22 protein-coding genes are annotated in these 23,421 nt (G+C 65.1%); 7 read left to right on the top strand and 15 right to left on the bottom strand.

Annotated features, from left to right (window positions below; translation table 11 throughout):
* Positions 1-39: 39 nt before the first annotated feature.
* The 6 genes from KTR40_RS01815 to KTR40_RS01790 all read left to right on the top strand — a co-directional run bounded on the left by KTR40_RS01815 (position 40) and on the right by KTR40_RS01790 (position 7,087).
* Entirely contained in the window at positions 40-1,377 is a 1,338-nt protein-coding gene (locus KTR40_RS01815; RefSeq protein ID WP_228405101.1) for an MFS transporter, read from the top strand.
* Between the two features lie 35 nt (positions 1,378-1,412).
* On the top strand, positions 1,413-2,285 hold the full coding sequence (locus KTR40_RS01810) for a transketolase (RefSeq protein WP_228405100.1): 873 nt from the start codon (positions 1,413-1,415) through the stop codon (positions 2,283-2,285).
* On the top strand, positions 2,282-3,301 hold the full coding sequence (locus KTR40_RS01805; protein WP_228405099.1) for a transketolase family protein: 1,020 nt from the start codon (positions 2,282-2,284) through the stop codon (positions 3,299-3,301). Before KTR40_RS01810 ends, KTR40_RS01805 begins: the two co-directional genes overlap by 4 nt.
* 119 nt (positions 3,302-3,420) lie before the next feature.
* The gene (locus tag KTR40_RS01800; protein ID WP_139027561.1) at positions 3,421-4,080 is read left to right on the top strand and encodes a GntR family transcriptional regulator; all 660 of its coding nucleotides are present in this window, start codon (positions 3,421-3,423) and stop codon (positions 4,078-4,080) included.
* Positions 4,081-4,205: 125 nt separating this feature from the next.
* Complete coding sequence (gene treS, locus KTR40_RS01795; RefSeq protein ID WP_228405098.1) at positions 4,206-6,530, top strand: maltose alpha-D-glucosyltransferase; 2,325 nt, start codon at positions 4,206-4,208, stop codon at positions 6,528-6,530.
* A 98-nt stretch (positions 6,531-6,628) separates the two neighbouring features.
* Positions 6,629-7,087 (top strand): DapH/DapD/GlmU-related protein, encoded by a 459-nt coding sequence (locus KTR40_RS01790; protein ID WP_228405097.1) that lies wholly within the window; start codon positions 6,629-6,631, stop codon positions 7,085-7,087.
* A gap of 41 nt (positions 7,088-7,128) precedes the next feature.
* On the opposite strand, the gene KTR40_RS01785 is transcribed toward KTR40_RS01790, so the two are convergent.
* From KTR40_RS01785 to KTR40_RS01715, 15 genes are all read right to left on the bottom strand, one after another.
* A complete protein-coding gene (locus KTR40_RS01785; protein ID WP_228405096.1) occupies positions 7,129-8,217 on the bottom strand; it encodes a HoxN/HupN/NixA family nickel/cobalt transporter in 1,089 nt (362 codons plus the stop codon).
* Positions 8,217-9,182: an urease accessory protein UreD gene (locus KTR40_RS01780; RefSeq protein WP_228405095.1), complete on the bottom strand. Its 966-nt coding sequence runs from the start codon at positions 9,180-9,182 to the stop codon at positions 8,217-8,219. Before KTR40_RS01780 ends, KTR40_RS01785 begins: the two co-directional genes overlap by 1 nt.
* A complete protein-coding gene (gene ureG / locus KTR40_RS01775) occupies positions 9,179-9,796 on the bottom strand; it encodes an urease accessory protein UreG (RefSeq protein WP_139027556.1) in 618 nt (205 codons plus the stop codon). The genes KTR40_RS01780 and ureG overlap by 4 nt, the downstream gene beginning before the upstream one ends.
* Positions 9,797-9,821: 25 nt before the next feature.
* Positions 9,822-10,490 carry an urease accessory protein UreF gene (locus tag KTR40_RS01770; protein ID WP_228405094.1) on the bottom strand — a complete coding sequence of 223 codons (669 nt, stop codon included), beginning with the start codon at positions 10,488-10,490 and terminating at the stop codon, positions 9,822-9,824.
* A 150-nt stretch (positions 10,491-10,640) separates the two neighbouring features.
* Positions 10,641-11,120 carry an urease accessory protein UreE gene (gene ureE / locus KTR40_RS01765; protein ID WP_228405093.1) on the bottom strand — a complete coding sequence of 160 codons (480 nt, stop codon included), beginning with the start codon at positions 11,118-11,120 and terminating at the stop codon, positions 10,641-10,643.
* 23 nt (positions 11,121-11,143) lie between these two features.
* Positions 11,144-12,901, bottom strand: a complete 1,758-nt coding sequence (gene ureC, locus KTR40_RS01760; RefSeq protein ID WP_228405092.1) for an urease subunit alpha — start codon at positions 12,899-12,901, stop codon at positions 11,144-11,146.
* Complete coding sequence (locus tag KTR40_RS01755; RefSeq protein WP_228405091.1) at positions 12,898-13,251, bottom strand: urease subunit beta; 354 nt, start codon at positions 13,249-13,251, stop codon at positions 12,898-12,900. The genes ureC and KTR40_RS01755 overlap by 4 nt, the downstream gene beginning before the upstream one ends.
* A gap of 11 nt (positions 13,252-13,262) precedes the next feature.
* Complete coding sequence (locus KTR40_RS01750) at positions 13,263-13,565, bottom strand: urease subunit gamma (protein WP_139027551.1); 303 nt, start codon at positions 13,563-13,565, stop codon at positions 13,263-13,265.
* Positions 13,566-13,769: 204 nt separating this feature from the next.
* Positions 13,770-14,321 (bottom strand): cysteine hydrolase family protein, encoded by a 552-nt coding sequence (locus KTR40_RS01745; protein ID WP_139027550.1) that lies wholly within the window; start codon positions 14,319-14,321, stop codon positions 13,770-13,772.
* A gap of 53 nt (positions 14,322-14,374) precedes the next feature.
* Positions 14,375-15,379 (bottom strand): LacI family DNA-binding transcriptional regulator, encoded by a 1,005-nt coding sequence (locus tag KTR40_RS01740; RefSeq protein ID WP_228405090.1) that lies wholly within the window; start codon positions 15,377-15,379, stop codon positions 14,375-14,377.
* A gap of 195 nt (positions 15,380-15,574) precedes the next feature.
* The gene (mmsB, locus tag KTR40_RS01735; protein WP_228405089.1) at positions 15,575-16,861 is read right to left on the bottom strand and encodes a multiple monosaccharide ABC transporter permease; all 1,287 of its coding nucleotides are present in this window, start codon (positions 16,859-16,861) and stop codon (positions 15,575-15,577) included.
* Positions 16,862-16,866: 5 nt separating this feature from the next.
* Entirely contained in the window at positions 16,867-18,396 is a 1,530-nt protein-coding gene (gene mmsA / locus KTR40_RS01730; protein WP_139027547.1) for a multiple monosaccharide ABC transporter ATP-binding protein, read from the bottom strand.
* Positions 18,397-18,490: 94 nt separating this feature from the next.
* The gene (gene chvE / locus KTR40_RS01725; RefSeq protein ID WP_228405088.1) at positions 18,491-19,615 is read right to left on the bottom strand and encodes a multiple monosaccharide ABC transporter substrate-binding protein; all 1,125 of its coding nucleotides are present in this window, start codon (positions 19,613-19,615) and stop codon (positions 18,491-18,493) included.
* Between the two features lie 258 nt (positions 19,616-19,873).
* Positions 19,874-20,458: an HhH-GPD-type base excision DNA repair protein gene (locus KTR40_RS01720; RefSeq protein WP_228405087.1), complete on the bottom strand. Its 585-nt coding sequence runs from the start codon at positions 20,456-20,458 to the stop codon at positions 19,874-19,876.
* Between the two features lie 137 nt (positions 20,459-20,595).
* Positions 20,596-22,086 (bottom strand): alpha-N-arabinofuranosidase, encoded by a 1,491-nt coding sequence (locus tag KTR40_RS01715; protein WP_228406223.1) that lies wholly within the window; start codon positions 22,084-22,086, stop codon positions 20,596-20,598.
* Between the two features lie 390 nt (positions 22,087-22,476).
* Between KTR40_RS01715 and KTR40_RS01710 the strand changes: the two genes are divergently transcribed.
* The gene (locus KTR40_RS01710; protein WP_228405086.1) at positions 22,477-23,373 is read left to right on the top strand and encodes an ANTAR domain-containing protein; all 897 of its coding nucleotides are present in this window, start codon (positions 22,477-22,479) and stop codon (positions 23,371-23,373) included.
* Positions 23,374-23,421 lie beyond the last annotated feature (48 nt).

Raw genomic sequence — 23,421 nt, 5'->3', positions numbered from 1 at the left:
GCCGGATCCCCTCGGACCGCTTTTCGAAAGGGAAACTCCATGAGCAACGAAGCTCTAAAAATGCGTGGCCACGTGCACGGCACCAAGGATGCCAAGCGCGTCGCCATCGGCTCCGGCGTCGGCGCCGTTATTGAGACCTACGACTTCATCGGCTTCGGCACCGCTGCGGCCCTCTACTTCGGAACAGCCTTCTTCCCCACCGGCGATCCCGTCACAGGAACGCTTGCAGCCTTCGCCACCCTCGGCGTCGGCTTCGCGGCACGCCCCATCGGCGGCATCATCGGCGGCCATCTGGGTGACAAGGTGGGCCGCAAGCCCGTTCTGGTTGCCTCCCTGATCCTCATGGGTGTGGCCACGTTCCTCATAGGCCTGCTGCCCACCTACGAACAGGTTGGCCTGCTGGCACCGGCGCTGCTGGTGTTTGTACGCATCGTCCAGGGCCTCGCCTTCGGCGCCGAATGGGGCGGCGCCATCCTCATGAGCTACGAGCACGCACCCTGGAAGTCCAAGGGCAAGTACACCGGCATCGTCCAGGCCGGCTTCCCGGTGGGCCTCCTCCTGGCCAACCTCGTCTTCCTGGTCAGCGTGAACCTCGGCGGTGAACTGGCGTGGCGTGTCCCGTTCCTTGCAAGCATCGTGCTCGTCGCCGTCGGCCTGATCATCCGCTCCAAGGTCCCGGAGTCCCCCGTCTTCGACGAGGTCAAGGAGAGCGGCTCCATCGTTAAGTCGCCCATCACGGAGGTCATCAAGACCGACTGGCGGAACATTGTCCGCGGCATCGGCCTGCGCATCGCCGAGACTGCAGGCTACGCGGTGTCCGTCACCTACATGATTTCCTACCTGCACACCCAGCAGCTCGCAAACAAGACCGAAACCCTCGTGGCCCTCTGCATCGCATCGGCAATCGGTATCTTCGCCACCATGGCCTGGGCCCGCCTTACGGACCGCATCGGACGCCGGCCCCTGTACATCTGGTCCTGCGCCTTCGCTGCCCTGTTCGGCATCCCCATGTTCCTGATGGTGAACACCGGACTGTTCATCTTCGTCATTGCCACGATCGTCATCTCCTACGCCGTCTGCCAGAACTCGCTTGCCGGCGCCCAGGGACCGTGGTTCCCGGAGCTGTTCCAGGCCAAGACCCGATCCTCCGGGGCCTCCCTGGCCTACCAGATCTCCGCTATGGTCTCCGGCTTCACGCCCTTCGTGACCACCCTGCTGTTCGTAGCCCTCGGCTGGATGGGCCCCGCGCTCCTCTTCAGCTTCTACGCAGCGATCGGCCTCTGGGCTGCCCTCGTCACCAGGGAGACCTGGGGCAAGCGCGAACGCCAGCTGGCTGAGGAAGCCACCAAAAGCACCCCGCATTCGGTGACCGTCTAATGACCATCACCCACGAATCGACCACGGAGCCAGTAATGTCCGCAGATATAGTCCATGACCGGTTGGCGCGGGTCAGCGCCGCGGCCTACCGCATCCGGCACCACGCCCTCAACATGGGCGAGGTCCAGGGCCAGGGCTATGTGGGCCAGGCCCTGGGAGCCGCGGACATGCTGGCCACGGTGTACGCTGACCAGCTCCGCTTCCGGGCTGAGGATCCGCACTGGGAGCCCAGGGACAGGTTCCTGCTGTCCACCGGCCACTACGCGATCGGCCACTACGCGGCCCTCGCAGAGGCCGGAATTGTCCCGGTCGAGGAGCTGGAGACCTACGGCTCGGACGATTCCCGGCTGCCGATGTCCGGAATGTCCACCTACACGCCGGGCATGGAAATCTCCGGCGGCTCCTTGGGCCACGGACTCACCATCGCAGTGGGCATGGCCCTGGGCCTGCGCTACCAGGGCTCGGACGCCCGGGTGTTCAACTTCCTGTCCGACGGCGAACTGGACGAAGGCTCCACGTGGGAGTCCGCCATGGGTGCACACCACCACCAGCTGGGCAACCTCACCGCCATGGTGGACATCAACGCCCTCCAGGCGGACGGGAAGACGGAAACGGTGCTGCGCACCGAGCCGGTGACCGAGAAGTGGGAATCGTTCGGCTGGTACACGCAGCGGGTGGACGGGAACGACGTCGGCGCGCTGCTGGCAGCGTTCGACAACGCAGCCGCCCAGGCCGCCGCCGTCGGACGCCCCTCGGTGATCCTGTGCGACACGAAGGTGGGCCGCGGCGTGCCCCTGCTGGAGGAGCGCGAAAAGGCGCACTTCATGCGCATCGACGAACACGAATGGCAGGTCTGCCGCGAGCAGCTGACCGCCGGCTACGAAGCCGCTGAAGGAGACACCAAGTGAGCACCACCGCCGAGGCCCCCAACACCACGGCCGCTGTGAAGCCGAAGCTCAAGACCTCTGCGATGATCGCCTCCTTCGCGGACCCCGGCCAGAAAACGTCCTCGGCACCGTTCGGGCACGCACTGGCCAAGGCCGCGCAGGAGAACGACAAGATCGTTGGCCTCACCGCGGACCTGGGCAAGTACACGGACATGCACATCTTCGCGCAGGCCTTCCCCGAGCGCTTCTTCCAGATGGGCATGGCGGAGCAGCTGCTCTTCGGCGCCGCCGCCGGGCTCGCAGAAACAGGCCTGGTGCCGTTCGCGTCCACGTACTCCGTGTTCGCTGCCCGCCGCGCCTACGACTTCCTCTGCCTGGATGCGGCCGAGCCGAACCTGAACGTTAACATCGTGGGCGGCCTTCCCGGCCTGACCACGGGGTACGGCCCCAGCCACCAGGCCACTGAGGACATGGCGATTTTCCGCGGCATGCCCAACCTGACCATCGTGGACCCGTGCGACTCGGTGGACATCGAGCAGGCCGTCCCCCAGCTGGCAGAATCGGACGGACCCACCTACCTGCGCCTGCTGCGCGGCAACGTGCCCACCGTGCTGGACGAGTACGGCTACACGTTCGAACTCGGCAAGGCCAAGGTGCTGCGCGGCGGCAATGACGTCGTGTTCGTTTCCTCGGGGCTGATGACCATGCGCGCCCTCCAGGCAGCCAAGGCACTGGCGGCACACAACGTGGATGTCGCCGTCGTGCACACCCCCACCATCAAGCCGTTCGACGCCGCAACGGTCCTGGCGGAGATCAACACGGACCGGCTCGCCGTCACCCTGGAGAACCACTCCGTGGTGGGCGGCCTGTTCGAAACCGTTGCCTCCGCCGTCGTCACCGCAGGCATTGGCAAACGCGTGGTGCCGGTGGCACTTCCGGACCAGTTCCTGGACGCCGGCGCCCTGCCAACCCTGCATAGCCGCTACGGCCTGGCCGTGGACCGCATCGTGGCCAAGGTTCTCGCCGAGCTCGGCTAGCACCCGTCCCGCATCGCAGAAAGCACGGCGCCGGCCCGGCCGGTCCCGTGCTTTCTGCCGTACCATCGAAAGTACGACCGACTGTAAACAGTCGACTTACAACATTGAGGACAGAGGCCATGGCCGGACTGACCGCCCCGCTGCTGGGACTGCAAAAAAAGAGCCTGCGCGAACAGGCACTCTCGGCACTGCGCACCGCCATCACCAGCGGAGAACTCGAACCGGGACGCCACCTGGTGGAAACCGAACTTTCCGAGATGCTGCAGATCAGCCGGGGAACCCTGCGCGAAGCCCTGCGCCAGCTCGAACAGGAAGGGCTGGTCTCCGCCGGGCCCCGCGGCAGGCTCTCCGTCCGCCACCTGGACGAAAAAGAAATCCGGGACATCTACACCGTTCGCGCAGCCCTGGAATCGCTGGCCGCCCGCACGCTCTGTGAACTGCCGGACCGCCAGCACGTCATCACGTCCCTCCGCGCAGCCATCGATGCCATGACGGCAGCCGAGAAGGAAAGCCTGCAGCAGCGCGTCGAATCCGACCTGGAGTTCCACCGGACGCTCTGCCGGCTCACGGGCAACGAGACGCTCCTGCACACCTGGGAATCATTGGAAGGGTCCATCAGGATGTCCATCATGTTCGCCGGGCTCGAAAAGGGCGTGAAGAACATGAGCGTGGACCGGCACCACGACATTGTGGCGGCCATCGAAACCGGTGACGCCTCACTGGCCCGGAAAACCATCCGGGAACATATGGACACTGCCGCGGCCAACCTCGTGGCCTAGCCGTTTCTTGGTAGTTTCGTAGTTCACCCGAATAGTCTCGGCGCCCCCGGGTACTTGGGACTATGGGAAGGGTGTCAGGCAGTGCGCCTTGGGACTGCGGAATCGACGTGTAGGAAGAGGACTGTATGCGGGAACCGATGGCCAGCGACGGTGTTTATGAAGCGGAGACCGTTGCCGGCAAGGATGAAGTAACAGCTGCTGAACCTTCGGTAGAACCTGACGTCAATTTCGACGAACAGTTCTACCCTGCCCGGCCCAAGGCCCTGAGGCCGACGGCGCGGCGCCGCCAGTACTTTGCCACGAGACCGTCCTTCGAATTCGACGGGCGCAATACGGCGTACGTCGAATGGCTGCGGAACCAGGCAATGCTGGGAGACGCCAATACACTGGCCAGGCAGCTCTCAGGGCAGGCCAGCATGTGGCAGAACTCGTACGCCCACCCGAATCCCCGGGCTGCCGTTGAACGTGCGCCTGTCTGGTTCACCGCATATCCCCTGTCCTTCATCACCAGGTCCAGCCAGTCCTTCCTCTCGGCCCTGGGTGACCCCGCCATGTGGGAAGCCTTCAGCCAGATAGGCATCCGCGCCATCCACACGGGCCCGGTCAAACTGGCCGGCGGCATCAGCGGCTGGTCCCAAACGCCCAGCGTGGACGGCCACTTCGACAGGATCAGCATGGCGATTGATCCCGTGTTCGGCACGGAGGATGAATTCCGCCGGATGTGCGAGGTTGCTGCGGACCACGGCGGCACCATCATTGACGACATCGTTCCCGGGCACACCGGCAAGGGAGCCGACTTCCGCCTGGCCGAGATGAATTTCCGGGACTACCCGGGGATCTACCACATGGTGGACATCCCCGAGGAGGACTGGCACCTGCTGCCGGACGTGCCCGAGGGGCAGGACTCGGTAAACCTGAGCCCGGACGCCGAGCAGTCACTGCAGAAGGCCGGCTACATCATCGGCAGGCTGCAGCGCGTCATTTTCTATGAGCCCGGTGTCAAGGAAACCAACTGGAGCGCAACCCGGCCCATCGTGGACACCACGGGGAAGACGCGCCGCTGGGTCTACCTCCACTACTTCAAGGCAGGCCAGCCGTCCATCAACTGGCTGGACCCCACGTTTGCGGGGATGCGCCTGGTGGTAGGCGATGCGCTGCATTCCCTGGTTGACCTGGGCACCGGCGCGCTCCGGCTGGACGCCAACGGATTCCTCGGAGTGGAGAAGAGCGCCGAAGAGCAGCCCGGCTGGTCCGAGGGGCACCCGCTGTCCGAGGCGGCCAACCAGCTCATCGGCTCCATGATCCGGAAGGTGGGCGGGTTCTCCTTCCAGGAACTGAACCTGACCATCGACGACATCAAGGCGACCTCCGAGGCAGGCCCCGACCTTTCCTACGACTTCATCACCAGGCCGGCCTACCACTACGCCCTTGTCACCGCGGATACCGAGCTCCTGCGGCTCACGCTTCGGCTTTCCATGGAGATCGGCGTGGACCAGGCTTCACTCGTGCACGCCCTGCAAAACCACGATGAGCTGACCTACGAGCTGATGCACTTCGCCGCCGGGCACCGGGACGAGCTGTTCGAACTCAACGGGCAGGAGCTCACCGGCGCCCAGCTCGCTGAGCAGGTGCAGCAGACCATGCGCGAACGGCTGACCGGCGAGAACGCACCCTACAACGCGGTGTTCACCACGAACGGCATCGCCTGCACCTCAGTCAGCTTCATCATGGCCGCACTGGGAATCCGGGACCCGCACGCCATCTCCGCCGAGGAGGAAGCACGGATCCTTGACGTGCACATCCTCCTCTCGATGTACAACGCGCTCCAGCCCGGGGTCTTCGCCCTGTCCGGCTGGGACCTGGCCGGGATCACCGCGCTGGACCGGAAGAGCGTCGAGGAGCTCACCGCCCAGGGCGACACCCGCTGGATCAACCGCGGCGCCCACGACATCATGGGCACCAGCCCGGACGCGGAAGCGTCCTCCTCCGGAATGCCCAGGGCGCGCAGCCTCTACGGCCCGCTCCCGGAGCAGCTGCGGAACCCGGACTCCTATGCCAGCCGGCTCCAGCGGATCCTGGCCGTGCGCGAGGAAAGCGGGATAGCCACCGGGGCCCTGCTCGATGTACCGGACGTTTCCAACCGCGGCCTGCTGGTGATGGTCATCCGGCTGGAAAGCGGTGCGCTGGGCGTCACCGTGCTGAATTTCTCGGACCAGGATATTGCGGGCAGCATCCAGTCCAGCCACCTGGTGCCCGGGGCTGCCGTCCACGACCTTTTCAGTGGCGACGCCGTTGGCCAGGTGGATGACCTGCACAGTTTCTTCCTGGAACTGCCCGCTTTCCACGGAACCGTCCTGCAGCTCACTGAGCCGGAAGCAGAGCATGAGGCCGAACAGGAGGCCGCCCCTGGACAGGAAGAAGGTGGACAGCCCGGAGCGGTCTCGCCATAGGGACACAAGGGCTCCTAGGCACCGTTCGGGAATCCCCTTGAGTTCCGCGCCGTTAACTGAATGTGCGGAAAGTTCCGCTCATTCGAACGAGGGATTGAATGAACGCGAAGTTTGTATCAGTAGAAGACGACGCCGGGAAGGTCACCCGGTACGTCAGGCATGCCAACGGCGGCGGGCTTATCGCGCCCGGCGCCGTTGTGGCCGAGAGCGCCCGGATCGGCGCCATGACGTACGTGGAGAGCGGCGCCCGGATCGGCCCGGGCTGCCGGATAGGCCACGGCAGCTGGATTGACCGCGACGCCACGGTGGGCGAGCGGACCGTGATCGGCGACGGCGTGCGCGTAGGCCGCGGGACCGTGGTGGGAAACCGGGTGCACATCGGGAGCCATTCCCGGATCGGTTCCAGCGTGCTGATTGAGCACGGCACCCACCTGGAAACGGACGCTACCGTGCCCGACGGTGAACAGGTCCTGTCCGGCTCGCAGGCGAAACGCCCCCGGCCGGTCCCTGGGAAGAACCGGACCCACGTCAAGGGCAGGGGCCGGATAGCCGCCTGAGCCGTGCCATTGGCGCCGTCGCGGGCGGCATGGCGTTGGCTTCACACGGGCTCAGGGCCGGAAAATCCGTGGGCCCGCTTATCCTGGCTCCTCGCCTTCAGGGCCGCCGCGGCCCACACAGCAGCCAGCAGCGCCACCAGCAGCAGGCCGGCGTCGCCCAGGTCGATGGATCCCAGCCACACCGTCAGGGGATCTTCCAGCGCGAAGGCGGCGTTGACGAAGCCACCCAGGGTGATGACCGCGATGAACAGGGCGGACACCGCCGAGATCCCGGTGACCAGGGCGTTGAAGCCGAGCCTCCGTTGAGGATCGTCGAGGGCAGAGCGGTACAGCCGCATCATGGCCACCCCGTTGAGCGAATCGCACAGGGTCATGGCTGCGGTGAACGCGAGGGGCAGCGCCAGCAAGGCGAATGCCGGCACCCCGGCCAGCGAGGCCGCCGTCGTCATCATCAGGAGACCGACTGTTGTGGCGGTGTCAAAGCCCAGCCCGAACAGGAAGCCAACCACGTAGATGTTCCGCGGCCGCCGCACCCTGGCCAGCGGCCGCGCGAGGAGTCGCGCCACAAGTGCCCGCGGCTCCAGGTCCAAGGGGTTGATGGGCGCCCCGGTCCGTGCCCGGCGGTAGGCGCGGGCCGAGCGCGCGAACGCTGAACCGTTGAACAGGCCCATCGCCAACAGGAACAGCCCGGACACACCGCTGCCCACAAGCCCGAGCACCAGGTTGCCGGTTGATCCGTCCTGCATGAGCTCCCCCACCACTGCGGCGCCGGCAGCCACCAGCACACCCGCCAGGGTGACCACGGAGCTGTGGCCAAGGCTGAACGCGAACCCGACGCTCACCGGGTCCTGCCGTTGCGCAACGAACTTCCGGGTGGAGTTGTCGATGGCTGCCAGGTGGTCCCAGTCGTAGCTGTGCTTCACGCCGGCCAGGTAGGCGGTCAGCACCAGCCCCCACGTGAGCGCCTGCGCGCCGGTCCCGCCCGCGGCGCCTGCGTTGCCGGCCAGCAGGAGTACGACGGCGGCCGTGTGCAGGGCGGCCACGGCACCAAACATCCACAGCAGGCGGGTCCGCAGCGGCAGCGCTTCCCGCTGCCGGTACAGCGTGGTGATAGTCCCGAGGGCAGTCATCAGTGCTTCCTCAGGTTCAGCGGTCCCTGCCCGTGCCACCGCTCCCGGAGGAGCGAGATGCAGTCCCCCAAGAGCCTGTTCAGTTCCCCGGTGCTGTTCGACAGCGAGCGCAGGACCAGCCCCGTGGTTCCGCCCACGGTGCGGGTGAGGGAGATCCCGGCCAGGGCATTTGCGTCCCCCGTGATGCCGTGCAGCTCGTCGGCGAGCGCCTGGTCCACGCGCGGGTCCACCACGATCAGCGACCCGAGGTGGCTGAAGCCTTCCATGAATCCCAAACCCGTTACATCGGCAGACGGCGGGCGGATGAGCAGGTTGTCCAAGGCCAGCAGCTCAGTGCCGCCCTCCGCCTCGACGTGGATCTCGTTCCGCAGCCTCACTTCCTCGTAGCGGAAGGCAGCACCGTCCGGCGACCAGCCCGGCGTCACAACTTCGGTCATAACAAGGCTCGACGACGGATGGACAGTGAGGTGCGTCCGTTGCCGGTAGCTGGCCTCCCGGTAGGCGATGAGCTGGTCGGGCAGAAGCTCCAGCCGGGCCCCCTCCCCCAGCCGCACAGTCATCCGCTGCTCAGCAAAAGACCCGGGAGTCCGGTAAACCTTGGTAGCCGACTGGGTTGTCAGCAGCAGGTCAGCATCATCCCCCACCTCAACATCAACAAGAAAGAGATCCGCCCCAAGATAGGCACCACCAGGATTCACAACGACATAGCAAACCTGCCCAGAGTCATCAAGATAATGCGGCCGCAAAACCCGAAGAGCGCCCCGATGATACTGATGCGACGCAACCGAGCGCTCCCCACGCAAGGCGACCACAAGCTCAAGCTCCCCCGTGGGGGCCCGATCAGCGGACGCGGGTGGAAGGGGCCGCGGCGTGGCGGGCACCGCGGAGCGGGCACGGCCCCTTCCACCCGCGGGCGCAGGGCCCGGCGAGGGACGCGCGGAACTTGGCGCCGTCGTCGTGCTCATGTTGCGAGGTCGAGCATCAGGACGTCGTGCCGGATCCAGTCCATGACCTTGTCCAGCCCCTCATCTGTCTTGAGGTTCGTGAAGCAGAACGGCTTTGCTCCGCGGAATTCTTTGGAGTCCCGCTCCATGACGGCGAGGTCAGCGCCTACGTGGGGTGCGAGGTCGGTTTTGTTGATGATGAAGAGATCGGACTTGATCATGCCCTGGCCGGCTTTGCGGGGGATTTTTTCGCCCTGGGCCACGTCGATGATGTAGATCGAGAAGTCGACGAGTTCAGGGCTGAAGGTTGCCGAGAGGTTGTCGCCGCCGGATTCGACGAAGATCACCTGCAGGTCCGGGTGCCGGGCCTTGAGCTCCTCGATGGCGGCGGTGTTCATGGAGGTGTCTTCGCGGATGGCGGTGTGGGGGCAGCCGCCGGTTTCGACGCCGATGATCCGGTCCACGGGCAGGATGCCGTTGGCGGCGAGGATCTTGGCGTCCTCGATGGTGTAGATGTCGTTGGTGATGGCGGCCATGGAGATCCCGCCGCTCATGTGCCGGGTGAGCCGCTCCACGAGCTGGGTTTTACCGGCACCGACGGGTCCTCCGATGCCGATCTTGATGGGTTCAGCCATTGTTCCTCCTCAGTAAAAAGCACAGTTAGCTCATGAACATCCGGGCACGTTGGCGTTCGTGCCGCATTTGCGAAATTTCCAGTCCGGGGCTGACGGCCCCTAAGTCGTCCGGCGTCAGGTGCGGGATGCGTTGGACGGCGGCGGCAACGCCGTCGGCCGCTTGCCTAAGGAGCCGCTGGCCGGCGTTCTGGCCGAGCGGGATGGCGCGGACGGCGTTCTGCGTGAGTGAGGTGGCGGTGGCGAAAAGGTAGGCGGCCAACGCCTCCGGCAGCGGCACCCCGAGGGAACGGGCGACGACGGCGAACGCCAGCGGCTGGTGCCCCGCGGCCCGGCCGCTGCTCACCAGGTCCCGGTACAGTTCCAGCGCAGGCGAGGGAAAAACCTCCCCACCGATCTCGAGCAACCGCGAGCCCATCTTGAGGCTGGCCTCCCGAACCTGCCGAGGGAGCAAAGAGGCAGACAACAGCACATCCAGCTCCCCCAAGTCCCAGCCCTCATAAAGGAAGCGAATGGCCAGCCCGTCAGAGTAGGTAAGCGACTGCGAGACAAAAACAGACAACCACTCCCCGAAAGACCCCTCATCAAGAACGAGCTCCCGATCGAGGTACGTCTCAAACCCAAGGGAGTGCGCAAAAGCCCCAGTAGGAAGAGCAGAGTCAACCAACTGTTGAAGAGCAAGCTGGTAACTGCTCACCGCACTGCCGCCCAACGGGACGGAGCATCGCGACGGCCCGGATTGGGGGCCGCGGCGTGGCGGGCACCGCGGAGCGGGCACGGCCCCCAATCCGGGGCGGCGCACCCAAGCTGCACCTCCCGTAGAGCGCGCAGCGCGGCGACAAGGTTATTAGTGCGAGTGTTCAGCATGGCGGAAAGGCACAGGCATGACGCGTTCCTGGCGGGTATAGGGCGCACCCACGTGGATAAGGTAGTCCTCGACGGTGTGGTCGTAGGCGCACACCATGACGTCGGCTTCATATTCCGAAGCGGAGTCGAAGAACTGGGCCTGGAGGTGCCGGTTGCCGAGGGAGTGGGCCACGACGCCCATCTCGTGGATGGTTCGGGGAGCGATGACCAGGACGTCGGTGGGCAGGACTGACACCACGATCATGTTGGTCGCTTCGACGTGGAGGATGTCCCCGTCCCGCAGGTCGCCGGAGCCTGCGGGCAGGCGGATGCCGATTTCCTTGCCGTGGTCTGTGGTGGCCCGCTGGATGCGTTTGACCAGCTGCGCGCTGGGGAGGACCACTTTTTCCTGGTGCAGCCCGGCGTAGGCGTGCGGGTCCGGCAGTTCGTGCAGGTTGCCGAGGACTTTTTCGATGATCACGTGTGGCTCCGACGTTCGAAGTTCTAGAAGAGGAAGTAGCGCTGGGCCATGGGCAGGACGTCGGCCGGCTCACAGGTGACGTCCTCGCCGTCGACCTTTACCTGGTACGTTTCCGGATCCACCTGGATGTCCGGGGTGGCGTCGTTGTATTTCAGGTCGGCCTTGGTGAGCGCCCGGATGCCGGAGACGGGGCGGATCACCTTCTCCAGCCCGAGTTCGCGGGGGACGCCGGCGTCGATGGCCGCCTGGGACAGGAACGTGATGGAGCACTGCTGGACAGCTTTGCCGAACGCGCCAAACATGGGCCGCATGGTGCGCGGCTGCGGGGTGGGGATGGAGGCGTTGGCATCACCCATCAGTGCGGAGGCGATCTGGCCGCCCTTGAGCACCAGCTCGGGTTTTACGCCGAAGAACGCCGGGTCCCACAGCACCAGGTCGGCGAACTTGCCCACCTCCACGGAGCCGACGGAGTCCGCGATGCCCTGGGCGATGGCCGGGTTGATCGTGTACTTGGCCACGTAGCGCTTGAGGCGGAAGTTGTCGCTGCCGGCACTGCCGTGGGAGTCATCTTCAATCCCGCCGCCAGGAGCTGTTAGCACCCCGCGCTGCTTCTTCATCTTGTCCGCCACCTGCCACGTGCGGGTGATGACCTCGCCCACCCGGCCCATCGCCTGCGAGTCGGAGGAGGTGATGGAGAAGATCCCCATATCCTGCAGCACGTCCTCGGCGGCGATGGTTTCGGCCCGGATCCGGGAATCGGCAAACGCCACGTCCTCGGGGATGTCCGGGTTGAGGTGGTGGCACACCATCAACATGTCCAGGTGCTCTTCGATGGTGTTGCGGGTGTACGGCAGGGTGGGGTTGGTGGAGGCTGGCAGGACGTTGGGCATGCCGGCGATCTTGATGATGTCCGGCGCGTGCCCGCCGCCTGCTCCCTCGGTATGGAAGGTGTGGATGACCCGGCCGTTGATGGCTCGGATGGTGTCTTCCACAAAGCCGCACTCGTTCAGGGTGTCCGTGTGGATGGCCACCTGGACGTCGTACTCGTCGGCCACCGTCAGCGAGGTGTCGATCGAGGAGGTGGTGGCGCCCCAGTCCTCGTGGACCTTCAGGCCGATGGCACCGGCGCGGATCTGCTCGGCCAGGGGTTCGACGGCGGATGCATGGCCTTTGCCGAACAGGCCGATGTTCATGGGGAAGCCTTCGGCGGCCTGGAGCATTCGCTGGATGTGCCACTTTCCGGGCGTCACGGTGGTGGCCTTGGTTCCTTCGGCCGGGCCGGTGCCGCCGCCGATCATGGTGGTGATGCCGCTGGTCAGGGCCGTTGGGATCTGGTCCGGGGAGATGAAGTGGATGTGCGTGTCAACGCCCCCGGCGGTGAGGATCTTGCGTTCGCCGGCGATGATTTCGGTGCTGGCGCCGATCACGATGTCCACGCCGTCGGTGATCTGCGGGTTGCCGGCCTTGCCGATCTTGAAGATGTGCCCGTCCTTGAGGGCGACGTCCGCTTTGTAGATGCCGGTGTAGTCAAGGATCACGGCGTTGGTGATCACGGTGTCCGGCACACCGCTGCCGGAACCGACACCGTCTCGGACTGCCTGGCCGTTCTGGCCCATGCCGTCACGGATCACCTTGCCGCCGCCGAACACCACTTCCTCGCCGTAGACGGTGAGGTCGCGCTCGATCTCGAGGAACAGCTCGGTGTCCGCCAGGCGGATGGCGTCGCCCGTCGTCGGGCCGTACAGATCGGCGTACTGCCGGCGGGGAATCTCGAAACTCACTTGCCGCCCCCTTCCGTGACGGACCCGCCCGTGCGGGTGCCGCCGTCGAGCTTTCCATTCACAGCGTTGCTGAGCCCGAACACCTCGCGGGACCCGGCCAGTTCGATCAGCCGCACACTCCGCGAGTCACCCGGTTCGAACCGTGCAGCGGTCCCGGCGGGGATGTCCAGCCGGCGCCCGTAGGCGGCTTCCCGGTCGAAGGCCAGGGCGCGGTTGGCCTCGGCGAAGTGGAAGTGCGAGCCCACCTGCACGGGCCGGTCGCCAGTGTTGGTGACGGGCAGCTCAATCGCCTCCCGTCCGGCGTTTGCCGTCACCGGCTCGGGCCGGAGGACGTACTCTCCTGGGATCATGGCCTGCCCCTTCAGCGGATGGGATCGTGGACGGTGACGAGCTTGGTGCCGTCGGGGAAGGTGGCCTCGATCTGCACGTCGTGGATCATCTCGGGTACGCCTTCCATGACGTCGCCGCGGCTGAGCAGGGTGGTGCCATAGCTCATCAGGTCGGCCACAGTGCGGCCGTCGCGGGCGCCCTCGATCAGTTCGTAGCTGATGATGGCCACGGCCTCGGGGTAGTTGAGTTTGAGCCCGCGGGCCTGGCGGCGGCGCGCGAGGTCGGCGGCCACCACGATCAGAAGCTTTTCCTGCTCACGTGGCATCAAATGCATGAGGGTCCCTTCGGCAGCCATCGGACGGCGTGGGACCCACAGTAGGTGGCGGACGTTTCGGCCACGTTTCAGGTTTGTTAGCGCGGGCTCTCCGCGTGCACGCCCGGCGTTGCGCTGAATTTCCCCAGGTCTCGGCGCAGGGAAGGCGATGACGACGGCGCGTCGCCGGGACACGCCGTCGGCGGCTCCAAAAGGCGGGGAGGCTCAGCGGGCCAGCCGCGCGAGGATCTCCTCGGTGGACTGGACGGGCTGGCGGTAGCTGGTGGAGAGGATGCGCAGCATGTCCGCAGCGTCCTGGGTGTCCTCGGAGGCCATCGCGTCCCTGGCGTAGGTGACCCGGATGTTGTGGGCGAAGGCGTCTGCGCCGGTCTGGGCGATGCAGTTGTGGGTGGACACCCCGGCGAGGACCACCTCATCCGCGCCCCAGTTGCGCAGCCGGGACAGCAGGTTGGTGCCCACGAAGGCGCTGTCCCGTGTTTTGTTCAGCTGCGGCAGTCCGTCGAGGGCGAGTCCAGGTACAGCCTGCGCCTGCTCGGTGCCGCGGAAAATGAAGCCCTGGTCGTCGTCGAGCATGTTCAGCGTCCAGGTTGACTTGTCCCGCTCGTGTTCCGTCCCCACCATCAGGGCCTTGTGGCCGCTCGCCTTGAAGGCCTCCAGCAGCCTGTTGCAGGACGCCACCAGCCTTTCCTGCTGCGCGGCAAGTTCGGGCGCCTCGAAGTATGCGTTCTGCATGTCGATGACAAGAAGTGCAATCATGTCCGGAACCGTACCCCGTGGCGTGCCCGGCGAAACCTCGACAGGAACAACCCCTACGGTGCCGACTCGCGGACCTCCAGCCGGAAACCGGCCTCCACGTGCACCCCTTGCTCCTCCGCAGTGCGCCCCTCGATCCGGTCGATGAGCAGCCCGATGGAGCGTTCCGCGATTTCCTCCATGCCGGGCGAGATGGTGGTCAGCGAGGGTGCGGCGAACCGGGCCTCGTCGATGTCGTCGAAGCCCGCCACGGCCACCTCCTGCGGAACCCGGATGCCGCGGATCAGCAGCTCGTGCATGGCCCCCAGGGCCAGGACGTCATTCAGGCCGAACACGGCGTCGAACTGCACGCCGTTGTCCAGGAGGCCGGCCACGGCAGCGGCGCCGTTGTCCCGGCGCCACTCGCAGGGGGCGATCAGGGCCGGATCAAACGGCACCCCTGCATTGTCCAGCGCCTTGCGGTAGCCGTTGAGGCGCAGGCCCGCGCTGCCCGCTGCCTCCCCGGGGTGGGCACCGACCACGGCAATCCGGCGGCGGCCGCCCGCCAGCAGGTGCGTGGTGAGGGCGGCAGCAGCTTCAGCGTTCTTCATGGTGACAAGGTCGAACCGGGGATCCAGGATGTGCTCGCCCAGCAAGACCAGGGGCTTCGTGCCCAGGCGGCCGGCGATGCTGTCCGCGTCAATCACCAGCGGAGTGAACAGCAGCCCGTCGGTGAGCTGGCGGAACGGGCCCTGCAGGGTGTTCAGTTCCACCTCGCCCACCGCGTCCGACTGTTCCACCAGGACCCGGTACCCGCGCCGGGACGCCGCCTTCATCAGCCTTGACGCCAGTTCCGCGTAGTAGGGCGCGGAGAGGTCGGAGAGGACCAGGCCCAGCATCCTGGTTTTCCCGGACCGGAGGCTGCGCGCGGTCAGGTTGGCCTCGTAGCCCAGCTCCGCGATGGCGTCCAGGACCCGCTGCTTGGTGGCAGGCCGGATGAATTCGTAGTCATTGAGCACGTTGGAGACGGTCTTGAGCGACACCCCCGCCGCCCTCGCAACGTCGTTCATGGTGACCGCCATCGTGGCTCCTTTGTGTGGTTCCGCCAGTTCCTGCCATACATCGTTGCAGAAAATCGAAGCCGTGCAGGACCCAGGAAAGACCAAAAGCCGGTGCGGCGATACATTTCGAACGTATCGCCGCACCAGCTACGGTCCGGTTGGACGAGGCACCTCAGCGTCAGCGTTCCCACCGGGGAAGAGCCGATGCTCCCGGCTTCACTGGCCGCGGGCAGTCCCCACGGGCTCGACCGGCTCGGTGGCTGCCGTCTTCTGCTCGCTGGCCGGCGGTGTCCTCCGGAGCTTGAACCGGGTGGACATGGCGGGTCCTCCCCCGACCCGGTTTTTATTGAAGATGTCAAAGGCAACGGCCACCAGGAGGACCAGGCCCTTGATCAGTTGCTGGTAGTCGGTGCCAAGGCCAAGGATGGACATTCCGTTGTTCAGCACGCCCATGATCAGCCCGCCGATCATGGCTCCGGCGACGGTGCCCACGCCACCCTGCACAGCAGCACCGCCAATGAAGGCCGCCGCGATGGAGTCCAGCTCGAAGCCCGTACCGCCTGCAGGCTGGGCAGAGTTGAGGCGGGCGGTGAAGACCAGGCCTGCAAGGGCTGCCAGGACACCCATGTTGACGAAAAGCCGGAAGGTGACGGCCTTGGTCTTAATACCTGAAAGTTCTGCCGCGTGGAGGTTGCCGCCGATTGCGTAGATGTGCCGGCCGAAGATGCTGTTGTTCATCAGTGCCGAGTAGATGATGACCAAAGCTGCCAGTACGATCAGGACGATCGGAGTTCCGCGGTAGCTCGCCAGCAGGAACGTGATGATGAGCATCAGCACCGCGATGAAGGCCGTCTTGATGGCGAACCACGCCATGGGCTCGTTTTCAAGATCATATTTCCGGCGCACGCGGCGCTCTTTGAGGGCTTGGAACACGATGGCCGCCGTGCCGCCCACTCCCAGGATGACGGTGAGGATTTCGAGTACCGAGTTACCCCCCGTGATGTCCGGCAGGAAGCCCCCGCCCAACGCGCGCAGTTCCTCAGGAAAAGGTGTGATCTGCTGGTTTTTCAGTGTGATCAAGGTCAGGCCGCGGAAGATCAGCATTCCGGCGAGGGTGACGATGAAGGCCGGGATGCCCACATAGGCGATCCAATACCCCTGCCAGGCACCCACTAAGGCCCCCACCAGCAGGCAGGCGGGGATGGCGATCCACCACGCCCAGCCCCAGTGGACTATCATCACCCCCGACACCGCACCGATGAAGCCGGCGATGGACCCGACAGAAAGATCGATATGGCCGGCGATGATCACCATCACCATGCCGATGGCCAGGATCAGGATGTAGCTGTTCTGGACTACGAGGTTTGTCACGTTTTGCGGCTGGAGCAGGATGCCGTCGGTGAGTATTTGGAAGAGTAGGACGATCAGGATCAGGGCGACAAAGATGCCGACCTGGCGGAGGCGGCTCGTCAGGAAACCGAGTGATTCTCGTAAGGCGGACATGGTCGCTATTCCTTTTCTTGGGTCATGTAGTGCATGAGCGTCTCCTGGGACGCCTCGGCAATGGGGATCTCGCCGGTGACGCGGCCCGCCGACATGGTGTAGATCCTGTCGCAGATGCCCAGGAGCTCGGGGAGTTCCGAGGAGATGACGATGACGGCTTTTCCCTCGGAAGCAAGCCTCGCGATGATCGTGTAGATCTCGAATTTGGCCCCAACGTCAATACCCCGGGTCGGTTCATCAAGGATCAGGACGTCGGGGTCCGAAAACATCCACTTGCTGAGGACAACCTTTTGCTGGTTTCCACCCGAGAGCTTCCCGGTAATCGCGGCAACCGTGGGAGCCTTGATGTTCATGCTGGTTCGGTAGCGGTTGGCCACAGCCGTTTCTTCGTTCTTGTCCACCCAGCCCCTGTTGGCGAGTTTGCCCAGGCTGGCCATGGAGATGTTGCGCTTAATGTCCTCAATGAGATTCAGCCCGTAGTGCTTGCGGTCTTCCGTGGCATAGGCGATTCCCTGGCGGATGGCGTCGGAAACCGTGGAGGTATTGATCTCCTTGCCGTACTTGAGCACCCGCCCTGATACGGCCCGGCCGTAGGTACGCCCGAAGACGCTCATGGCCAGTTCCGTGCGGCCGGCTCCCATGAGCCCCGCCAACCCAACAACCTCGCCTTTCCGCACGTGCAGGCTCGCATTCTGGACTACCGTGCGCGTGTGGTCCTGGGGGTGTTGCACGGACCAGTCCTCTATGCGCAGGACCTCCTCGCCAATGACCGGAGTCCGCTCCGGGTAGAGGCTTTCCAGGTCCCGGCCGACCATTCCGCGGATGATCCGTTCCTGGGTTATCTCCCCTTCGTTCAGGCGCAGCGTCTCGATCGTCTTGCCATCCCGGATGATCGTGACGGCATCGGCCACCTTCCGGATTTCGTTGAGTTTGTGGCTGATGATGATGCTGGTGACGCCTTGTGCCTTCAGGTGCAGGATGAGATCCAGCAAATGATTGGAGTCCTCGTCGTTCAACGCAGCGGTGGGCTCGTCGAGGATGAGCAGCTTGACTTCCTTGGAGAGTGCCTTGGCGATCTCGACGAGTTGCTGCTTTCCAACACTGATGTGCTGGATGGGCGTAACGGGGTTTTCATTCAGGCCCACGCGGGCCAGCAGCTTGGCTGCCTCAAGGTTCGTCTTGCGCCAGTCCACCCAACCCCGCGTCGACAGTTCGTTGCCCAGGAAAATATTCTCGGCGATCGACAGGTAGGGGCTGAGGGCGAGTTCCTGATGGATGATGACAATGCCGCGTTTCTCACTGTCGCTGATGCTCGCAAAGTCACAGGGCTCGTTCTCGAACAATATGTCCCCCTCGAAGGTGTTATGCGGGTAAACCCCGGACAACACCTTCATCAAGGTGGATTTGCCTGCGCCATTTTCGCCGCAGATGGCATGCACCTCGCCGCGGTTCACATCCAGAGTGACGTCCTGGAGGGCCTTCACGCCGGGGAATGTCTTGGTGATTCCCCGCATTTGCAGAATGGGTACGTTCATGGTCATTTCCCGCTGACTCGCGGAAGCCTGGCTCCTGCATGCAGGGGCTGCCGAGGTTGCGGCCAGGAACACCCGGCCGCAACCTCACCGGCTCCTACTTGACGTCAGCTTCTGTGTAGTAGCCGGAGTCGATCAGTTCCTGCTTGTAGTTGTCCTTGGTGATAATCACGGACTCCAGCAGGTAGGCCGGAACAACCTTGACTTTGTTGTCATAGGTGGTGGTGTCGTTGGTTTCCGGTTCCTCGTTCTTGAGGACGGCGTCGACCATCTTCACGGCCCGCTTGCCGAGCTCCCGGGTGTCCTTGAAGATCGTCGAGTACTGTTCCCCGGCGATAATGGACTTGACCGACCCCTTCTCAGCGTCTTGGCCGGTCACGACCGGAAGGTTCCCTCCGGAATACCCACCGGTGCTCGTGAGAGCGGAGATGATGCCGATGGAAAGCCCGTCGTAAGGGGACAAGACGCCGTCGAGCTTCTGCCCTGAACTGTAGGCGGCAGTGAGGATGTCTTCCATCCGCTTCTGGGCCACAGGGGCCTGCCAGCGCAGGATGGCGGCCTGCTCGAATTTGGTCTGGCCGCTGGGAACCTTGAGGGCGCCTGCGTCAAGGAACGGCTTCAGGGTGTCCATGGCACCAGTCCAGAAGAAGTTGGCGTTGTTGTCGTCAGGGCTTCCCGCAAACAGTTCGACGTTGAAAGGGCCAACGCCGTCCACCTTCTTGCCCTGGGCATCAAGGAGCCCGAGGCCGGTCAGGAGTGAAGTGGCCTGCTGAACGCCTACTGTGTAGTTGTCGAAGGTCGTGTAGTAGTCGACGTTAGGCGTGCCGTTGATCAACCGGTCATAGGCGATCACTTTGACATCCTGCTCTTTGGCTTTGGCGAGGACGTCCGTCAGGGTGGTGCCGTCGATAGCGGCGATGATCAAGGCCTTGACGCCCTTGGTCAGCATGTTCTCAATTTGTGACACCTGGGTCGGGATGTCGTCGTTGGCGAATTGAAGGTCGGTTTTGTAGCCGAGTTCCTTCAGCGATTTCTCCACATTGTTCCCGTCGGCTATCCACCGCTCGGACGTCTGGGTCGGCATGGAGATGCCGACGAGTGATTGGCTCGGGTTGGCCGTGCCGCCGGATTCAGCGGCCCCTCCGCGGGTCCCACAGCCGGTGGCGCCCACCGTTAGTGCCAGGGCGACGGCTATGGCGCCCACGAGTTTCCTGATTTTCACGCTATTCTCCTCCCGCGGCCACTTCAGCCACGCATCGGTGCTGGAGCGGAAGGCATCGATGCCTCCCGCTGAGCCGGGATTTTTGCAGCGTTCCCGGGTGCTCCAAGCAGCGCCTGGCGCCGTCGAACCCGGACAAGGCATGGCCGGAAGCGTCGGTACTGTTAGCGCTAACAGTGCACGAGCTTAACCCGGGCTTGGGCTATGGAGCAAGTCACAATTCTGCTACGGGGCGCGAACCGGCCCCGACGGAACGGCAGGTCAGGCCTTTGCGGCTTTCGCAGCTGCCTTGGCCGCCTGCTTGCTGGCACGTACCTTGGCCAGGGACTCCGGGTCCACAATGTCCGCCACCGAGAGGTAGGAGCCTTCTTCCCCATAATGCCCCGCGGCTTCACGCCAGCCCGGCGCCTGGAGTCCGCACTGCTTGCCGAGCAGTGCCAGGAAGATCTTTGCCTTCTGCTCGCCGAAGCCGGGCAACGCCTTCAGCCGGCGCAGCACTTCAGCACCGTCAGGGCCGCCTTTGGTCCAGATCGCGGTGGCGTCGCCGCCCCACTCGCCCTGGACGGTCTCGGCGAGCGCCTGGACACGAGCCGCCATTGAGCCGGGGAAGCGGTGCACTGCGGGCCGTTCCTTGAACATCTCCACAAATGCCCCCGGCTCCTGCGCCGCGATGGCCGCGGGTTTCATGGATCCGATCCGCGTCCTGATTTTCTCCGGCCCCGCGAACGCGGACTCCATGGTCACTTGCTGGTCCAGCAGCATACCGGTCAGCAGTGCGAAGGCGTCCTCGCTCAGCAACTTGTCCGCGGCAGGATCCCCTGTGATGTGCAATTCCATGCGGTCCATCCTCCCAGAGGAGGACCGCCGTCGTCATGCACCCCTCCCGACCGTCCCCATGCACCCTCCCCGCGGAGTTTTTGTCCAGGTATGCAGGGTTGTACGCGGTTTATCTCCGCATATCTGGACAAAACTCGGGTGCAGGGCTACTGGTTGACCGCCAGGCGGATCATGGACCAGGACACGGGCGGGAGCTGGGCGGTGAGGCGGCCGCCGTCGGCCTTCGCCGTGATGTTTTCGGCCGGCAGGACCGACGTCGAATCATCAGCGGTTGCCTGCCAGTAGGGGTCTTTGTTGGCGTAGGTGAGGGCCTCCACCACGCGCACGCCGCCCAGGCCGGACACCGCGGCGTCCAGGCTGAGCGCCTCCGTGGCCGAGCGGTTGACGGCAAAGACGACCGCCTCGCCTTTCCCGGCGTCATGGGTCGCGACGGCGGACACCGCGGCAAAGTCCGCCGTCTTGCCGCCGGTGACCAGCGGGGATTCGACAGCGAGCTGCAGCACCGTTCCGGAAGCGTGGCGGGAAGTGAGGGCGAACGGGTGGAAGGTGGTTTGCTTCCACGCGCGGCCGCCGGGCTCTGTCATGATCGGGGCGATCACGTTCACCAGCTGGGCCAGGCTGGCCGAGTGGACGCGGTCCGTGTTCCTAAGCAGCGTGACCAGGAGGTCGCCCACAACGACGGCGTCCGCCACCGTGTAGGTGTCCTCGAGGAGGACGGGGGCCACGGGCCAGTCCTTGCCGGTGGGGACGCGGGACTCGTCGCGGCTCATGTGCCAGACGTTCCACTCATCGAAGGAGATGTTGACCTGCCTGGCGGACTTCTTCACCGACTTCACGTGGTCGATGTGGCTGACGATGTCACGGATGAAAGCTTCCATCCGGTGCCCGGCCGAGAGGTGCTCCTGCAGATCGCCAAAGTCCTCGAAGTACTGGTGGGCCGAAATCAGGTCCACCAGCTCGTAGGTTTCGGAAAGGACCACGCGCTCCCATTCTCCGAAGGTGGGCATGCTGGGCCCGGAGCTGCCACAGGCCACAAGCTCCAGGTCGGGGTCGATCATCCGCATTCCGCGGGCAGTGTCCGCTGCCAGGCGGCCATACTCCAGAGCGTTCTTGTGCCCAATCTGCCAGGGCCCGTCCATCTCGTTGCCCAGGCACCACATCCTGATGCCGTAGCCGTTCTCCGCACCGTTGGCCCTTCGCTGGTCAGAGAAGGCGGTGCCGCCGTCGATGTTGCAGTACTCCAGCAGGTCAAGCGCCTCCTGCGTGCCGCGGGTGCCCAGGTTCACGGCCATCATCGGCTCGACGCCGGCCTTGGCCGACCACTTGGCGAACTCGTCCACGCCCACCAGGTTGGGGTCGGTGGAATGCCAGGCCAGGTCCAGCCGCACCGGCCGCTTGTCCGCCGGCCCCACGCCGTCCTCCCAGCGGTAGCCGGAAACGAAGTTCCCGCCCGGGTAACGGACGGTTGACACGCCCAGCTCACGGGTCAGCTCCAGCACGTCCCGGCGGAACCCGTCCTCGTCGGCGTCGGGGTGTTCCGGCTCGAAGATACCGGTGTACACACACCGGCCGAGGTGCTCAACAAAGGCACCGAAAGTGCGCCGGCGGACCGGTCCCACCACGAAGGCGGGGTCCATGGTGATTTTGGCTGCGGCTGGTTCTGTCACTAAAACATCCTTGTCTCATATTTTTACAACGTTATAGATAGCATTGTTCGTGCTGCGGCGGCAGGAGTCAAGCACGGTCCGCACGGGCTGCGGGAGGGGCCGCAGGGGGATCGGCCCGGATCACCGCACGCCGGACCTGGGAGGGACGCCCACGGCCTCGTGGCGGGGCGGAAATCCAAGTAGTACCTAATCTCAAAGTCGGGTACTTCTTACGCGTTCGCCGGCCCCAGCGTCCGAACTAGGTTTTTCTCAGAGACAAGACGTGTTCTGGCTTGTAGTACTTGGCTCACTAGGGGGTGTGAGACGGCAATGCACGCACAGCAGGTAAGCGCGGGTTTCCCGGTCCATCGGACGCGGGTATTGAGCGGGGCCGGCGACGAGGAGGCCTTTGAGACCAAGGCCTCTCCCCCAGCCGTCGCCGGCCCTCTTCGTTCCCAGCAGGGCCTGAACCACCGGCAGGCGCCGGCACGTCCCGCCCCTGGAAGCCCGGCCGAGTCCGGCGCCCAGGACGGGCTGTTGCTTGACCTGGTCACCGGCACCAACAGCCTGCTCGAATCCCTCGACCTGCTGGCGGCCGCAACCGTCCGGACAGTTATCCAGGCCACGGGGCTCCGGATCGAGTGCGGAGTGGTGGTGCACCAGCCTAAGAGGAATCCAACAGCCACCGGCACCTCGGAAGATGTGGCCAGGCTCCTGGAATGGGAACAGGAAACCAAGGAGGGCCCGCTGAACGAGGTCCTGTCCGGCGGCCATCCCGTGGCGGTACTCCAGCGGAACGGCGACTTCCGGTGGCCGCGGTATTCCACGCAGCTGCAACTGGCGGGGTTCGGCAGCGCCATGGGGGTACGGCTGCGGGTGGGAACCGACGGCGCCGAAAGCGCGGCCGCGGACGGAGCCGCTTTTGGCGAGACAGCCGCCGGCCTGGCATTCTTCGCCCAGGACGCCAAGGCTTTCCCGCTGCAGGTCATCGCCGAAGCCCGCACCTTCGCCGGACTTGCCGCGAAGAGCCTGGGCATGGCCATCAGCCTCCACTCGGCCAGGTCCATGGCCACCGACCTGCGCTCCGCGCTGGACAGCCGGACATCAATCAACGTTGCCTGCGGCGTGATCATGGCACAGAACCGGTGCTCGTACCACGAGGCGTTCTCCATCCTCGCCAAGGCTTCCAGCCACCGGAACATCAAGGTGCGCCGGGTGGCGGAGGATATCCTGGAGCGGTTGCCCGAGGGTCCGCCCCGCGCCCACTTCGGCCACTGAGCTGCATAGGCGGGGCTGCATAGGCGGTGAATCGGCCTCCGACCCGGG

The organism is Pseudarthrobacter sp. L1SW (assembly GCF_020809045.1).
GTDB lineage: Bacteria > Actinomycetota > Actinomycetes > Actinomycetales > Micrococcaceae > Arthrobacter.
The sequence above is the reverse complement of the archived record's forward strand: the minus strand, read 5'-3'. Positions and strand labels throughout refer to the sequence as shown.

Excerpts from the sequence above, each read along its gene's own strand:
- mmsA (WP_139027547.1), bottom strand. The coding sequence starts at position 18,396 with ATGAACGTACCCATTCTGCAAATGCGGGGAATCACCAAGACATTCCCC.
- mmsB (WP_228405089.1), bottom strand. The coding sequence starts at position 16,861 with ATGTCCGCCTTACGAGAATCACTCGGTTTCCTGACGAGCCGCCTCCGC.
- KTR40_RS01745 (WP_139027550.1), bottom strand. The coding sequence starts at position 14,321 with ATGATTGCACTTCTTGTCATCGACATGCAGAACGCATACTTCGAGGCG.
- KTR40_RS01810 (WP_228405100.1), top strand. The coding sequence starts at position 1,413 with ATGTCCGCAGATATAGTCCATGACCGGTTGGCGCGGGTCAGCGCCGCG.
- KTR40_RS01785 (WP_228405096.1), bottom strand. The coding sequence starts at position 8,217 with ATGACTGCCCTCGGGACTATCACCACGCTGTACCGGCAGCGGGAAGCG.
- KTR40_RS01780 (WP_228405095.1), bottom strand. The coding sequence starts at position 9,182 with ATGAGCACGACGACGGCGCCAAGTTCCGCGCGTCCCTCGCCGGGCCCT.
- KTR40_RS01800 (WP_139027561.1), top strand. The coding sequence starts at position 3,421 with ATGGCCGGACTGACCGCCCCGCTGCTGGGACTGCAAAAAAAGAGCCTG.
- KTR40_RS01815 (WP_228405101.1), top strand. The coding sequence starts at position 40 with ATGAGCAACGAAGCTCTAAAAATGCGTGGCCACGTGCACGGCACCAAG.
- KTR40_RS01750 (WP_139027551.1), bottom strand. The coding sequence starts at position 13,565 with ATGCATTTGATGCCACGTGAGCAGGAAAAGCTTCTGATCGTGGTGGCC.
- KTR40_RS01790 (WP_228405097.1), top strand. The coding sequence starts at position 6,629 with ATGAACGCGAAGTTTGTATCAGTAGAAGACGACGCCGGGAAGGTCACC.
- KTR40_RS01740 (WP_228405090.1), bottom strand. The coding sequence starts at position 15,379 with ATGGCGGTCACCATGAACGACGTTGCGAGGGCGGCGGGGGTGTCGCTC.
- treS (WP_228405098.1), top strand. The coding sequence starts at position 4,206 with ATGCGGGAACCGATGGCCAGCGACGGTGTTTATGAAGCGGAGACCGTT.
- KTR40_RS01755 (WP_228405091.1), bottom strand. The coding sequence starts at position 13,251 with ATGATCCCAGGAGAGTACGTCCTCCGGCCCGAGCCGGTGACGGCAAAC.
- KTR40_RS01720 (WP_228405087.1), bottom strand. The coding sequence starts at position 20,458 with ATGGACCGCATGGAATTGCACATCACAGGGGATCCTGCCGCGGACAAG.
- ureG (WP_139027556.1), bottom strand. The coding sequence starts at position 9,796 with ATGGCTGAACCCATCAAGATCGGCATCGGAGGACCCGTCGGTGCCGGT.
- KTR40_RS01715 (WP_228406223.1), bottom strand. The coding sequence starts at position 22,086 with ATGGACCCCGCCTTCGTGGTGGGACCGGTCCGCCGGCGCACTTTCGGT.